The organism is Pseudomonas sp. M1, from assembly GCF_022760135.1.
In the GTDB taxonomy this organism is placed as follows: domain Bacteria; phylum Pseudomonadota; class Gammaproteobacteria; order Pseudomonadales; family Pseudomonadaceae; genus Pseudomonas; species Pseudomonas citronellolis.
Genome location: NZ_CP094343.1, coordinates 6,009,253 through 6,021,966 on the forward strand (window position 1 = coordinate 6,009,253; position 12,714 = coordinate 6,021,966).

At 69.9% G+C, this 12,714-nt stretch carries 11 protein-coding genes; 6 read left to right on the forward strand and 5 right to left on the reverse strand.

All coding sequences use genetic code 11. The annotated features are described in order from the left end of the window. The first annotated feature begins 9 nt into the window (after nucleotides 1-9). From PM1_RS26660 to PM1_RS26670, 3 genes are read left to right on the forward strand one after another with little or no spacing between them, the layout of a single operon-like run. Complete coding sequence (locus tag PM1_RS26660) at nucleotides 10-2,544, forward strand: fimbria/pilus outer membrane usher protein (protein WP_009617238.1); 2,535 nt, start codon at nucleotides 10-12, stop codon at nucleotides 2,542-2,544. Then, complete coding sequence (locus tag PM1_RS26665; RefSeq protein WP_009617235.1) at nucleotides 2,541-3,548, forward strand: hypothetical protein; 1,008 nt, start codon at nucleotides 2,541-2,543, stop codon at nucleotides 3,546-3,548. The genes PM1_RS26660 and PM1_RS26665 overlap by 4 nt, the downstream gene beginning before the upstream one ends. A 7-nt stretch (nucleotides 3,549-3,555) precedes the next feature. Then, nucleotides 3,556-3,912 carry a SirB2 family protein gene (locus PM1_RS26670; protein WP_009617233.1) on the forward strand — a complete coding sequence of 119 codons (357 nt, stop codon included), beginning with the start codon at nucleotides 3,556-3,558 and terminating at the stop codon, nucleotides 3,910-3,912. Here PM1_RS26670 and PM1_RS26675 read toward each other — a convergent pair whose 3' ends face one another. The 4 genes from PM1_RS26675 to PM1_RS26690 all read right to left on the reverse strand — a co-directional run bounded on the left by PM1_RS26675 (nucleotide 3,913) and on the right by PM1_RS26690 (nucleotide 8,087). Next, complete coding sequence (locus PM1_RS26675) at nucleotides 3,913-4,851, reverse strand: NAD-dependent epimerase/dehydratase family protein (protein ID WP_009617231.1); 939 nt, start codon at nucleotides 4,849-4,851, stop codon at nucleotides 3,913-3,915. Beyond that, nucleotides 4,844-5,728, reverse strand: coding sequence for a sugar nucleotide-binding protein (locus PM1_RS26680; RefSeq protein ID WP_009617230.1), 885 nt, complete (start codon nucleotides 5,726-5,728; stop codon nucleotides 4,844-4,846). The genes PM1_RS26675 and PM1_RS26680 overlap by 8 nt, the downstream gene beginning before the upstream one ends. Before the next feature lie 140 nt (nucleotides 5,729-5,868). Further along, nucleotides 5,869-6,420 carry a DUF934 domain-containing protein gene (locus tag PM1_RS26685; RefSeq protein ID WP_009617229.1) on the reverse strand — a complete coding sequence of 184 codons (552 nt, stop codon included), beginning with the start codon at nucleotides 6,418-6,420 and terminating at the stop codon, nucleotides 5,869-5,871. Next, nucleotides 6,417-8,087: a nitrite/sulfite reductase gene (locus tag PM1_RS26690; RefSeq protein ID WP_009617228.1), complete on the reverse strand. Its 1,671-nt coding sequence runs from the start codon at nucleotides 8,085-8,087 to the stop codon at nucleotides 6,417-6,419. The genes PM1_RS26685 and PM1_RS26690 overlap by 4 nt, the downstream gene beginning before the upstream one ends. Before the next feature lie 303 nt (nucleotides 8,088-8,390). On the opposite strand from PM1_RS26690, the gene ccoG reads away from it, so the two are divergent. The 3 genes from ccoG (at nucleotide 8,391) to PM1_RS31185 (ending at nucleotide 11,506) form a co-directional block, all read left to right on the forward strand. Beyond that, nucleotides 8,391-9,803 (forward strand): cytochrome c oxidase accessory protein CcoG, encoded by a 1,413-nt coding sequence (gene ccoG / locus PM1_RS26695; RefSeq protein ID WP_009617227.1) that lies wholly within the window; start codon nucleotides 8,391-8,393, stop codon nucleotides 9,801-9,803. A gap of 75 nt (nucleotides 9,804-9,878) precedes the next feature. Then, the gene (gene mapR / locus PM1_RS26700; protein ID WP_024128039.1) at nucleotides 9,879-11,288 is read left to right on the forward strand and encodes a GntR family transcriptional regulator MpaR; all 1,410 of its coding nucleotides are present in this window, start codon (nucleotides 9,879-9,881) and stop codon (nucleotides 11,286-11,288) included. Between the two features lie 95 nt (nucleotides 11,289-11,383). Then, on the forward strand, nucleotides 11,384-11,506 hold the full coding sequence (locus PM1_RS31185; protein WP_009617223.1) for a hypothetical protein: 123 nt from the start codon (nucleotides 11,384-11,386) through the stop codon (nucleotides 11,504-11,506). A 429-nt stretch (nucleotides 11,507-11,935) separates the two neighbouring features. Here PM1_RS31185 and cobM read toward each other — a convergent pair whose 3' ends face one another. Next, nucleotides 11,936-12,685 (reverse strand): precorrin-4 C(11)-methyltransferase, encoded by a 750-nt coding sequence (gene cobM, locus PM1_RS26705; protein WP_009617221.1) that lies wholly within the window; start codon nucleotides 12,683-12,685, stop codon nucleotides 11,936-11,938. Nucleotides 12,686-12,714: the final 29 nt, after the last annotated feature.

The following is a 12,714-nucleotide window of genomic DNA, read 5'->3' on the forward strand; positions in this document are numbered from 1 at the left end:
AGGTCCATCGTGTCCCCTTCGATACTGTCCCGCCTCCTGCGTCTGGGGTGCCTGGGAGGGCTCTTCTGCGCCCTGCTCCCGGCCCCGGCAGTGGCCGCCGAAGGCACCGGCGAGGTGCACTTCGACCGCGGCCTGCTGGAGACGCTGGGCATGAGCACGGACGTTTCCGGGTTCGAGAAGAATCCCTCGGCGCTGCCGCCGGGCACCTACTCCCTCGACCTGACCCTGAACAAGGTGTATTTCGGCCAGCAGGAAGTACGCGTGGTGCATACCGCCGAGCAACGCCAGGTCTACTGCTTCACCCAGGAACAACTGGAACAGTGGGGCGTGCTGCTGCCCGAGCCCGCCGCCGACGCCAAGCCCGCCAGCGGCGACTGCGTCGACCTGCCCGAACGCGTGCCGCAGAGCCGCGTGGAACTGGACGGCGCCAGCGGGGCCATCCTCCTCACCCTGCCCCAGGCCTACGTCAAACAGCGCCCGCGCAACTATGCGCCGCCGCAGAGCTGGGATTCGGGGATCAACGCCGGCTTCGTCAGCTACACCAGCAACTTCGACCGCTCCAGCAACAGCCAGGACACCCGCAACGACCTGTTCCTCGGCCTCAACGGCGGCCTCAACCTGATGGACTGGCGCCTGCGCCACAACGCCACCTTCAGCCACGGCGACACCACCCGCCAGGGCAGCCACTATCGCACCCTGAACAACTACGCCCAGCGCGACATCACCGCGCTGTCCTCGCAACTGACCCTCGGCCAGCACTTCACCGCCGGCGACCTGTTCGACAGCATCCCCTTCAGCGGTGTGCAGCTGGAGAGCGACGAGCGCATGCTGCCCGAGAGCGAGCGCGGCTTCGCGCCGGTGGTGCGCGGCATCGCCGACAGCAATGCGACCGTGAAGATCCACCAGGGCCAGCAACTGATCCACCAGGTCAGCGTGCCGCCCGGCCCCTTCGTCATCGACGACCTGTACAACACCGGCTACACCGAGGACCTGCTGGTCACGGTGATCGAGGCCGACGGCCGCGAGAAGAGCTTCAGCGTGCCCTATTCCTATGCCGCCGAACTGCTCAGGCCCGGCGCCTCGCGCTACCAGGTGGCCTCCGGCAGCTACCGCGGCGAGGACGTCGACAACCCGCTGAAGTTCGTCCAGGGCGGCTACCGCCGGGGCCTGAGCAACAACCTCAGCGCCTATTCCGGCGCGGTGATCGCCGACAGCTACATGGCCTCGCTGATCGGCGCCGCGCTGAACACGCCCTATGGCGCCTTCTCCCTGGACGCCACCCTGTCGCGCTTCGACGCCCTGCCCGCCGACGCAGCGGGCCAGGACATGCCCGACAACGGCGAAAGCTACCGCCTGGCCTACAACAAGTCGTTCGGCGGCACCAACCTGCAGCTGTCCTACCGCCGCTCGGACAAGGGCTACCTGGGGCTGGCCGCCGCGGCCGACGCCCTGGACACCGACAACGCCAGCCTGTTCCGCGAGCGCGACCGCGTCCAGCTCAGCCTCAGCCAGGCGCTGGCCGGCGGCAGCCTGTACATTTCCGGCGTGGGGCAGAGCTACTGGACCGGCGAGCGGCGCAGCCTGACCTTCAGCAGCGGCTTCAGCCGCACCTTCAACTGGGGCAGCCTGGGCCTGTCGGCGACGCGCTTCCAGAGCGTCGACGGCTACGACAACCAGTACCTGCTGAGCATCAGCATCCCGCTGGGCCGCGATGCCGGCGCGCCGCGCCTGAGCAGCACCCTGTCGCTGCAGGACGCGCACAACCGCTCGCTGCAGACCAGCCTCAGCGGCATCGCCGGCGAGCGCGGCCAGTGGAACTACAACCTGTACGGCAACCACAGCCAGGCCGACAGCGCCAGCACCCAGTCCTACGGCGGCAACCTCAACCTGCGCACCTCCGCCAGCGCCCTGGGCGCCAGCCTGGCGCGCGGCGACGGCTTCAGCCGCGAGTCGCTGTCGGCGCGCGGCAGCCTGGTGGCCTATTCCGGCGGCATCGCGCTGTCGCCGAGCCAGGGCGAGACCATGGCGATAGTCGAGGCCGAAGGCGCGGCGGGCGCCCTGCTGCCCCGCGGCCGCGTGCGCCTCGACGACGACGGCAAGGCCCTGCTCACGGGGCTGACGCCCTACCGCCACAACGAGATAGTGCTGGACGCCAAGAGCGCCAGCGCCGACGTCGAGATCAAGGAGAACATCCAGAAGACCGCGCCGCGCTATGGCGCCATCGTGCGGGTGCCCTACCGCACCCGCAGCGGCATCTCGGTGCTGCTCGAACTGCGCCGCCCCGGTGGCCAGGAGGTGCCCTTCGGCGCCGAGGTCGGCGGCGCCGGCGAAGTCCTCGCCTACGTCGGCCAGGACAACCTGGTCTACCTGTACCTGGAAAAGGGCCGCGACAGCTACCGGGTATCCTGGGGCGAGGCGGACGAGCAGCAATGCAGCTTCACTTACGCCATGCCGGCGAAGAAGGACAAGCAGGACAGCTACCGGGCCATCCCGGTCGACTGCCAGGCCGCCGCCGGCGGCCCGCCAAGCGAGGAAAGATTATGATCCACCCGCGCCGCCGCCCCCTGTTCCACTGCCTGGCCCTGGCCGCCTGCCTGCTGCAGGCGCTGCCGGCCGCCGCCGACGAGTGCCCGGTCGAGCCGAACCAGTGCTACTTCACCAACCAGCAGTTCACCTACGACGGCGAGACCTACATCAGCGCCGGCCTGCCGGTGGGCAGCGTGCTGGGCACCCTGAACCTGTCCCTGGACTACGCCTGCCGCCTGCAGGAATACCTGGCCGGGGACGCCGGGCGCTACATCGTGCTGGGCGTGGCCAGCGAGGCCAGCCACATGCAGGGCAACGACTTCGCCACCAACCTCAACGGCCTGGTCTACCGGGTGATTCCCTCGGGCAAGGACGGCGTCGGCGTCAAGCAGGTGGGCGGGGTGGCCGAGCGCATCCAGCTGGGCATCGTCGGCGACCGCAGCCTGGGCCCCAGCGAATGCGTCAGCGGCTCGCTGTCCAACAGCTTCATCGAGGTGCTGAAGAACGGCCCGATCGACACCCCGGGGGTGTACTCGATCAACTTCCGCGAGCCGGCGCTGTTCGTCGGCTCGCGCTGGAACAACACGCCGCCGGCCTACCCCATCGACCCCTTCCCGGGCGTCGCCCTGACCTTCCTGCCCACCACCTGCGAGATGACCGATGCGCCGACGCGGGTCGATTTCGGCAGTTTCAGCAAGAACCAGTTGCCCCTGCAGCGGCGTTTCGACTTTCATTGGCAGTGCGACGGCGGCGCGGTCATCCACACCACGCTGTCACCGGCCAACGGCCAGCTCCTCGACGGCAACACCGCGCTGCTCCACGAATCCGCCGGTTTGCTGCTGAAGATCAAGGACCTGCAGAACGAGCGGTACGTAGTCTTCAACCAGCCCGTCGAGCACGTGGTCCGCACGCCGCGCTCGCTGAGCTTCGACACCGCCTTCGAGGCCGAGCTGCTGGCGGGCGCCGAGGTCCGGCCGGGGCCCTTCGAGTTCGTCGTGCTCTACACCACCGAATACAAGTGAGCGCCCCATGTACCTCTGGTTGAAGCACCTGCACATCACCCTGGCAGTCCTCAGCAGCCTGCTCTTCCTCTGGCGCCTGGGGCTGAGCTGGCGAGGCCGGCGCCTGGCCGGCTGGCAGCGCTGGGCGCCGCACCTGGTGGACAGCCTGCTGCTGCTCAGCGCCCTGGGCCTGGTGCACCTGGCCATGCCCTGGCCGCTGCCGCTGTGGCTGCAGGCCAAGCTGGGGCTGCTGGTGGGCTACATCGTGCTCGCCGCCTTCGCCATGCGCAGCGCGGCGCGCGGGCCCAAGGCGCTGCTCAGCGCCCTGGCCCTGGCCTGCCTGGGCGGCATCTTCTACCTGGCGCTGAACAAGCCCTGGTGGTGATCAGCGCCCGAGCAGGCGCGCCAGGCCCTCGCCGATCGGCGTCGGCCGTTCCAGGCGGTAGTGCGCCAGCAGGCGGCCGTTGTCGGCGCGGGAATGGCGGATGTCGCCAGGGCGTGCCTCGGCGTGGGCTACCTGCGGCAGGCCGCCGACCAGCGCGCCGATCTCGCCCAGCAGCTGGTTCAGGCTGGTCACCTGGTTCAGCCCGACGTTGACCGCCCCTTCCGGCACCTGTGGTGCCTCCAGCGCCTGCACCAGCAACTGCACCAGGTCGGCGACGTAGATGAAGTCGCGGGTCTGCTCGCCGTCGCCGAACACCGTGATCGGCTGCCCGGAGAGGGCGCGCTGGGTGAAGATGCTGATCACCCCGGAATAGGGCGAGGACGGGTCCTGGCGCGGGCCGTAGACGTTGAAGAAGCGGAACACCGCCGGCTCCAGGCCATGCTGGCGACGGTAGAAGTCGAAGTAGTACTCGCCGGCCAGCTTGTCCGCCGCGTAGGGCGTCAGCGGCGCCTTGGGCAGGTCCTCGGCTATCGCCGTGCCCTGACCGTTGTGGCCGTAGACGGCGGCGCTGGAGGCATACAGCACACGCTTCACCCCGGCTTCGCGCAGGGCTTCGCAGAGGTTCAGGGTGCCGATGAAGTTGCTCTGGTGGGTGGCCACCGGGTCGTCCACCGAGGCCTGCACCGAGGCCACCGCGGCCAGGTGCGCCACCGCCTGGCAGCCCTGCAGGGCGCGGCGGACCACGGCCGCGTCGGCGACGTCGCCGACCAGCAGTTCCACCTCCGCGGCGAGGTTCTCGCGCTTGCCGGTGGACAGGTTGTCCAGCACGCGGACCTTGAAGCCGCGCGCCAGCAGCGCGTCGGCCAGGTGCGAGCCGATGAAACCGGCGCCGCCGGTGATGAGGATGGGGGCGGCGGATGCCGGGGAGATGTCAGCCATGACGGTAGTAACGGTCCAGCAGGGTCGGCAGCGCTGCACGCCAGGCGCGCGGCTTGATGCCGAAGGTGTGGAGGATTTTCTTACAGGCGAGCACCGCGTGCTGCGGTTCCTCGCTGGCATCCGGGCGCGCCGCGTGGGCCTGGGCGACGGGGTCGCGCAGGGCCTGGCCGGTGAGGGTGCGGGCCTCGGCGATGATCACCTGGCCCAGGGCCAGGGTGGTGGTGGCCTCCAGGCCGCCATAGTGGTAGGTGCCCCACAGCGGCGCCTGGCAGTCCAGCTGCTTGAGCACCGAGAGGATCACCCGCGCGGCGTCGTCCACCGGGGTGGGGTTGCCGCGGCGGTCGTCCGCCAGGTACAGCTCGTCCTCGCCCAGGGCGCGGCTGAGGAAGCGGTCCAGGCTGCCGCCCGGGCTGTCGTCCAGCAGCCAGCCGAAGCGCAGCAGCACGTGGCGCGGGCAGGTGGCGCGCACCCACTGTTCCATGCGCCACAGCGCCTGGCCGCGGCGGCCCAGGGGCAGCGGCTCGTCCTTCTCGCTGTAGGCGGTGGCGCGGGCGCCGTCGAACACGCGGTAGCTGGAAGGCTGCAGCAGGAGGATCTCGTAATGCTGGCAGAGTTCGGCCAGGCGCTCCACGGCGCGTTCCTGGCCGGCCAGGCGGGCGTCGTCGACCTGCTCGGCCTGGAACCAGTCGTGGTAGTAGGCGAGGTTGATCACCGCGTCGGGGCGGGTCTCGTCCAGCAGCAGGGTCAGGCTGGAGGCATCCCAGCCCTGCTCGGGCGGGCGCGGGGCGAGGAAGCCGATGTCTTCCTCGGCTCCCAGGCGGATCAGCGCCTGTCCCAGGGCATTACCGCCACCCAACAGCATCAGGCGCATACGCATCTTCAGGGGGTCACTCGAATCGTGGGCCACGGCCGGCGGCGTTTCGCCGACGCTTTGCCGGCATTTTTCCTGCGCACCGGAACAGCGTCAAGCGCGGCGCCACGCGCGGCGCGGCGCGGGTCCCTGAAAGCGGGCGGTTTTCAGCGCCGGCGGAACAGCGGCCGCGGCTCGATCGCCGAGCGCCCGTAGAGCACGCTGAGCCCGGCCAGGCCCTTGAGCGCGTCCTCCACGGACTTGTCCGCGCGCACCGCGAAGGCGTCGAAACCGCACTGGCGCAGGTACGCCAGCTGATCGCGCAGCACCTCGCCCACCGCGCGCAGCTCGCCGCGCCAGCCCAGGCGCCGGCGCAGCAGGTAGGCCAGGCTGTAGCCGCGGCCGTCGCGGAAGCTGGGAAAGTCGATGGCGATGAGCGGCAGCTTGTCCAGCCGGCCAACCAGCCTCTGCGGATCGTCATCCGGCCCCAGCCACACGCCATGCCGTTTGAGCAGCGAGCTGGCGCGCAGGCCGCTCAGCTGAGGCGCGCCCGGCGAGTCCGCTTCGCGGGCGAACTCGTTTCGGCAGCCGAGCCAGAGCTCCAGCGGCAGGATGAGGTCGCCTTCGGGCAGCGTCCCGGGCACCTCACGCAGCAGCGTCCAGGCGTCGTCGCGGTCGTGCCAGGCGCCCTCGCCGCCCAGGCGGATCAGGTTGTTCATACCGGCACCTCCGGTTGCGCGTAGACCCGCGCCTTGAACGGCTCCAGGCCGATGCGCCCGACGGTCTCGACGAAGCTCTCGCCAGCCCCGCGCCGCTCCACGTAGGTGTGGACGATGCGCTCGATCACCGCCGGCACCTCGGCGGCGCTGAACGACGGGCCTATCACCCGGCCCAGCGCGGCGCGCTTGCCCTGGGCGCCGCCGAGGGTGACCTGGTACCACTCGCTGCCGTTCTTGTCGACGCCGAGGATGCCGATGTTGCCGATGTGGTGGTGGCCGCAGGCGTTCATGCAGCCGGAGATGTTCAGGCTCAGCTCGCCCAGGTCGTGCAGGTAGTCCAGGTCCTCGAAGCGCTGCTGGATGCCCTGGGCGATGGGGATCGACTTGGCGTTGGCCAGCGCACAGTAGTCGCCGCCGGGGCAGGCGATGACGTCGCTCAGCAGGCCCTGGTTGGGCGTGCCCAGCCCGGCTGCGCAGGCCTCGCGCCAGAGCGCGTGCAGTTCGGCCTTGCGCACGTCCGGCAGCACCAGGTTCTGCTCGTGGGCCACGCGGATTTCGCCGAACCCGTAGCGTTCGGCCCAGTCGGCGACGCGCTCCATCTGCTCGGCGCTGACGTCCCCGGGCGGCGCGGCGGCGCCCGGCTTGGTCGAGAGCACCACGCTGGCGTAGCCCGGCACCTTGTGCGGGCGCACGTTGCGCGAGGCCCAGCGGGCGAAGGCGGCATCGGCGGCCAGGGCGCTGCCGTAGGCCAGCTCGTCGGCGGCGGCCTGCGCGTAGCGCGGCGGCTCGAAGGCGGCGGCGACGCGCTGGTATTCCTCCGCGGTCAGCTGCGCCTCGCCGTCGCGGATGTGCAGCCACTCCTCCTCCACCTCGAGGGCGAAGGCCTCGATGCCCAGCGCCTTGACCAGGATCTTGATGCGCGCCTTGTACTTGTTGTCGCGGCGGCCGTAGCGGTTGTACACCCGCAGGATGGCCTCGACGTAGGACAGCAGGTGCTGCCAGGGCAGCTCCTCGCGGATCGGCTGGGAGAGGATCGGCGTGCGCCCCAGGCCGCCGCCCACCATCACCCGCAGGCGCAGCTCGCCGGCGGCGTCACGGTAAAGGTAGAGGCCGATGTCGTGCATCATCACCGCCGCGCGGTCTTCCTCGGCGGCGCACAGGGCGATCTTGAACTTGCGCGGCAGGAACAGGAATTCCGGGTTCACCGTCGACCACTGGCGGAGGATCTCGGCCAGCGGCCGCGGGTCCAGCAGCTCGTCGGCGGCGACGCCGGCGAAGGCCTCGGTGGTGATGTTACGCACGCAGTTGCCGGAAGTCTGGATGGCGTGCATCTCGACTTCGGCGAGCTGTTCGAGGATGTCCGGCACCTGCTCCAGTTCGATCCAGTTGAACTGGATGTTCTGCCGCGTGGTGAAGTGGCCGTAGCCGCGGTCGTGGTCGCGGGCGATGCGCGCCAGGGTGCGCAGCTGGCCGCTGGCCAGGGTGCCGTAGGGAATGGCCACGCGCAGCATGTAGGCGTGCTTCTGCAGGTACAGGCCATTCTGCAGGCGCAGCGGCAGGAACTCCTCCTCGCTCAACTGGCCGCCAAGCCGCCGCGCCACCTGGTCGCGGAACTGCGCCACGCGCTCGCGCACCAGGGCATGGTCGTAATCGTCGTATCGGTACATCGCCGGGGGCACCTCACAAGGCTGCTGCGGCGGCCTGCGTCGGGCCGCCGCTGGTGATGGCGCCACTATGGCCGGCGGCCGCGCCGCGAAACAGCGGCAGATCCGCCGCAAAAAAGCGGATCAGACGCCTTGCCCGAGCGGGCTGGACCGCCCTGCGACCGCGTGCCGCGCGCCGCCTCCACAGCGCAGGCCATGCCTGGCGCGGCGCATCTGATCCGGTTTTTTGCGGGAGACCTGAATCTGTTTCGTGCCCAGGGCGCTTCCTATAGTCGCGGCGCATCCCAAGCCTGATGGGCCACGACAATGAGCCAGAGAATCCCCGCGAAGATCGTCGAGATCGCCGCCCCGCAACGTTTCACCCCGCCGCCCAAGCCGCTCTCGGCGGTCACCCCGGCGGTCTACACCAAGCGCTTCAGCGGCCGCTTCCGCGACCTGCGGCGGCTCGGCGGGGCGCTGCTGTTCCTGCTGTTCTTCGGCACCCTGTGGCTGCAGTGGGACGGCCGCCAGGCGGTGCTCTGGGACCTGCCCGAGCGCAAGTTCTACATCTTCGGCGCGACCTTCTGGCCGCAGGACCTGATCCTGCTCTCGGCGCTATTGATCATCGCCGCCTTCGGCCTGTTCTTCATCACCGTGCTGGCCGGCCGCGTGTGGTGCGGCTACACCTGCCCGCAGAGCGTGTGGACCTGGATCTTCATGTGGGCCGAGCAGGTCACCGAGGGCGACCGCAACCAGCGCATGAAGCTGGACAAGGCCCCGCCCAGCGCCGCCAAGTACCTGCGCAAGGGCGCCAAGCACGGGCTCTGGCTGCTGGTCAGCCTGGCCACGGCGCTGACCTTCGTCGGCTACTTCACCCCGGTGCGCCCGCTGGTGGCGGACCTCTTCACCCTGAAGCTGGACCTGGAAAGCGCCTTCTGGGTGGCCTTCTTCGCCGCCGCCACCTACGCCAACGCCGGCTGGCTGCGCGAGCAGGTGTGCATCCACATGTGCCCCTACTCGCGCTTCCAGAGCGTGATGTTCGACAAGGACACGCTGATCATTTCCTATGATGCCGCCCGCGGCGAATCCCGTGGCGCGCGCCGGAAAGACGCCGAGCCCAGGGCCCTCGGCCTGGGCGACTGCATCGACTGCCAGCAGTGCGTGCAGGTCTGCCCCACCGGCATCGACATCCGCGACGGCCTGCAGATCGCCTGCATCGGCTGCGCCGCCTGCGTCGACGCCTGCGACTCGGTGATGGACCGCATGGGCTACGCCCGCGGCCTGGTGCGCTACACCTCCGAACGCGCCCTGGAAGGCGGCCGCACCCACCTGCTGCGGCCGCGCCTGGTCGGCTACGCGGCGGTGCTGCTGGCCATGTTCGGCGCCTTCGCCTGGGCCCTGCAGGCGCGCCCGCTGATCGCCCTGGATGTGGCCCGCGACCGCGGCCTGTTCCGCGAGAACGCGGCCGGCGAGATCGAGAACGTCTACAACCTCAAGCTGATCAACAAGACCCAGCAGGCGCAGCGCTACCGCCTGGGCCTGGCCGAGGACAGCGGCTACCGCCTGCAGGGCGCCCTCGACCAGCGCCTGGAGCCGGGCGAGATCCGCGACTTCGCCGTCTCGGTGGCGCGCCTGGAACTGAGCGGCAGCGGCGGGCCTGTGCCCCTGCACTTCCGCGTGAGCGCGCAGGACGGCGAACAGGTCGAGGCGGCCAGCACCTTCGTCGCGCCGAGGCGCTGAGCGATGGCCCCGCGGCATGGCGGCGGCGCCGCGCAACGCCTAGAGTGGGAGCTCCCCAACGGCCCCCGGGACAAGATGAAGCGCTACGAGAAATTCGCCGACGAGATCGCCGAGCTGATCCGCAACGGGGTGCTCGCCCCCGGGCAGAAGGTGCCCTCGGTGCGGCACGCCAGCCGCACCTACGGGGTCAGCGCTTCCACCGTGTTCCAGGCCTACTACCTGCTGGAGGACCGCGGCCTGATCGTGGCCCGCGCGCGCTCCGGCTACTTCGTCCGCGAGCACGTGCGCCGCGCCCTGGCCGAACCGGAGATCGCCCGCCACGAGGCGCAGACCACCGAGGTGGACGTCAGCGAGCTGGTGTTCTCGGTGCTCAGCTCGATCAAGGACCCGGACACCGTGCCCTTCGGCTCGGCCTTCCCCGCTCCGGAGCTGTTCCCCCTGCCGCGCCTGGCGCGCTCCATGGCCCATGCCGTGCGCGACATGGAGCCACGCGCCGCGGTGGCCGACATGACCCCGGGCAGCCACGCCCTGCGCCGGCAGATCGCCCTGCGCTACATGGTCAACGGCACGCCGCTGCCGGTGGAGGAACTGGTCGTGACCAACGGCGCGCTGGAGGCGCTGAACCTGTGCCTGCAGGTGGTCACCCAGCCCGGCGACCTGGTGGCCATCGAGGCGCCGGCCTTCTACGCCACCCTGCAGGTGCTGGAGCGGCTCAAGCTCAAGGCCGTGGAAATCCCCGTGCACCCGCGCGAGGGCATCGACCTGCAGGTGCTGGCCGACAGCCTGGAGCGCCTGCCGATCAAGGCCTGCTGGTTCATGAGCAACTTCCAGAACCCGCTGGGCGCGAGCATGGGCGAGGACCGTAAGCGCGCCCTCGCCGGCCTGCTGGGCAAGCACCAGGTGCCGCTGATCGAGGACGACGTCTACGCCGAGCTGTACTTCGCCCAGCAGGCGCCCAAGCCGGTGAAGGCCTACGACGCTGAGGGCCTGGTGATGCACTGCGGCAGTTTCTCCAAGAGCCTGGCGCCGGGCTACCGCGTCGGCTGGGTGGCTGGCGGGCGCTTCCACGAGCAGATCGAGCGCCTGAAGCTGATGACCAGCCTGTCGGCCTCGGTGCCGGCCCAGGCGGCCATCGCCGACTACCTGCAGCACGGCGGCTACGACCGCCACCTGCGCAAGCTGCGCCACGCCCTGGAAAGCCAGCAGCACGCCATGCTCGCCGCGGTGGCCCGGCACTTCCCCGAAGCGACGCGGGTGACCCGCCCCAGCGGCGGCTACTTCCTCTGGCTGGAGCTGCCCGAACGGGTCGATGCGCTGAAACTGTTCCAGCTGGCCCACGCCCAGGGCATCAGCATCGCCCCCGGGCCGATCTTCTCCGCCACCCGCGCCTTCCGCCACTGCCTGCGGCTGAACTACGGCCACCCCTGGACGCCGCGCAGCGAAAAGGCCATGGAGACCCTCGGGCGGATCATCCAGTCGCTGTAGCGCTGCTCCGTACATTCGGACAGGATCTGTATCTGTGCGACAGATTGCCGCAGGCATAGGCTGTCAGACCAGACCCCGGACGAAGGACAGCGACCATGGACGCGGAAACCCTGACGATCCTGCTGACAGTGGGCACCGCCCTGGGCCTGCACCTGGGCGTGCGCTGGTACATCCGCCACGGCCTGCCCGGGCGTGGGCCGGATGATTGGATGGCGTAGGGCAAGCCCCGGCGGCGCCAAGGTTAGCCCGGGCGTCGTCCGCCCTGCCGGCGGAGTCGCGGATGAATCCGCTCCTACCATATCGGTGGGCACGGCTTCTCGTAGGATGGGTTGAGCGAAGCGATACCCATCGCCACGGCGGGGAGCTGTGAGGGCTGGGTTTGAGAACGCCCTCTCCCTAACCCTCTCCCTGAAGGGAGAGGGGACCGTTGGGCAGAGTTGGATGTGCTGCAGTTAGCCGGCTGTCTCGGCGGTTTCCGGCTGAAACCACTCCTCCTCTCGGCACGGACAAGCCCCCTCTCCCTTCAGGGCGGGGCGCGCAGCCGAGGGCTGGGGAGAGGGAAAGGCGCCACACCCAGCACCAGAGCATCCGGTTGGCACCATTCGCGAGCAAGCTCGCTCCTACAAACAAGCCCCAGCCATCTGCCATCAATCCGGCCGATACAGATGTGCATGCCCCGCGCTATACAACGACGACTCGCCGCCCCCCTCCGCCGCCAGCACCCGCCCGACCAGAATCAGCGCAGTCCGCTTGAAGCCCTTGGCCCGGGCCTTGGGCAGTATGTCGCCAAGAGTGCCGCTGACCTGGTCCTGATCCGGCCAACTGGCGCGGTGGATCACTGCGATCGGGCAGTCCGCGCCGTAGTGCGGCAACAGCTCCGCGACGATCTTCTCCAACTGGCCCACGCCCAGGTGGATGGCCATGCTCGCCCGATGCCGCGCCAGGTCGCCCAGGGATTCCCCCTCGGGCATCTTCGTGCGGCTGGCGTAGCGGGTGAGGATCAGCGTCTGCGACACCTCCGGCAGCGTCAGCTCGCAGCCCAGCAGCGCGGCGCAGGCGGCGGTGGCGGTGACGCCGGGGACGATCTCGTAGGGAATGCCTAGCCGGCGCAGGTGCTGGATCTGCTCGCCGATAGCGCCGTACAGCGAAGGGTCGCCGGAATGCACGCGGGCCACGTCCTGGCCTTTCGCGTGGGCCTCGGCGAGCAGCGCGACTATCTGCTCCAGATGCAGCTCGGCGGTGTTCACCACCACCTCGGCGCCGTGCCCTTCGAGCACCGCCTCGGGCACCAGCGAGCCGGCGTAGAGGATCACCGGGCAGCTGCGCAGCAGGCGCTGGCCCTTGACCGTGATGAGCTCGGGATCGCCGGGGCCGGCGCCGATGAAATAGACCGTCATGGGCGTTTCGCTTCGGATCGGGAAAGGCG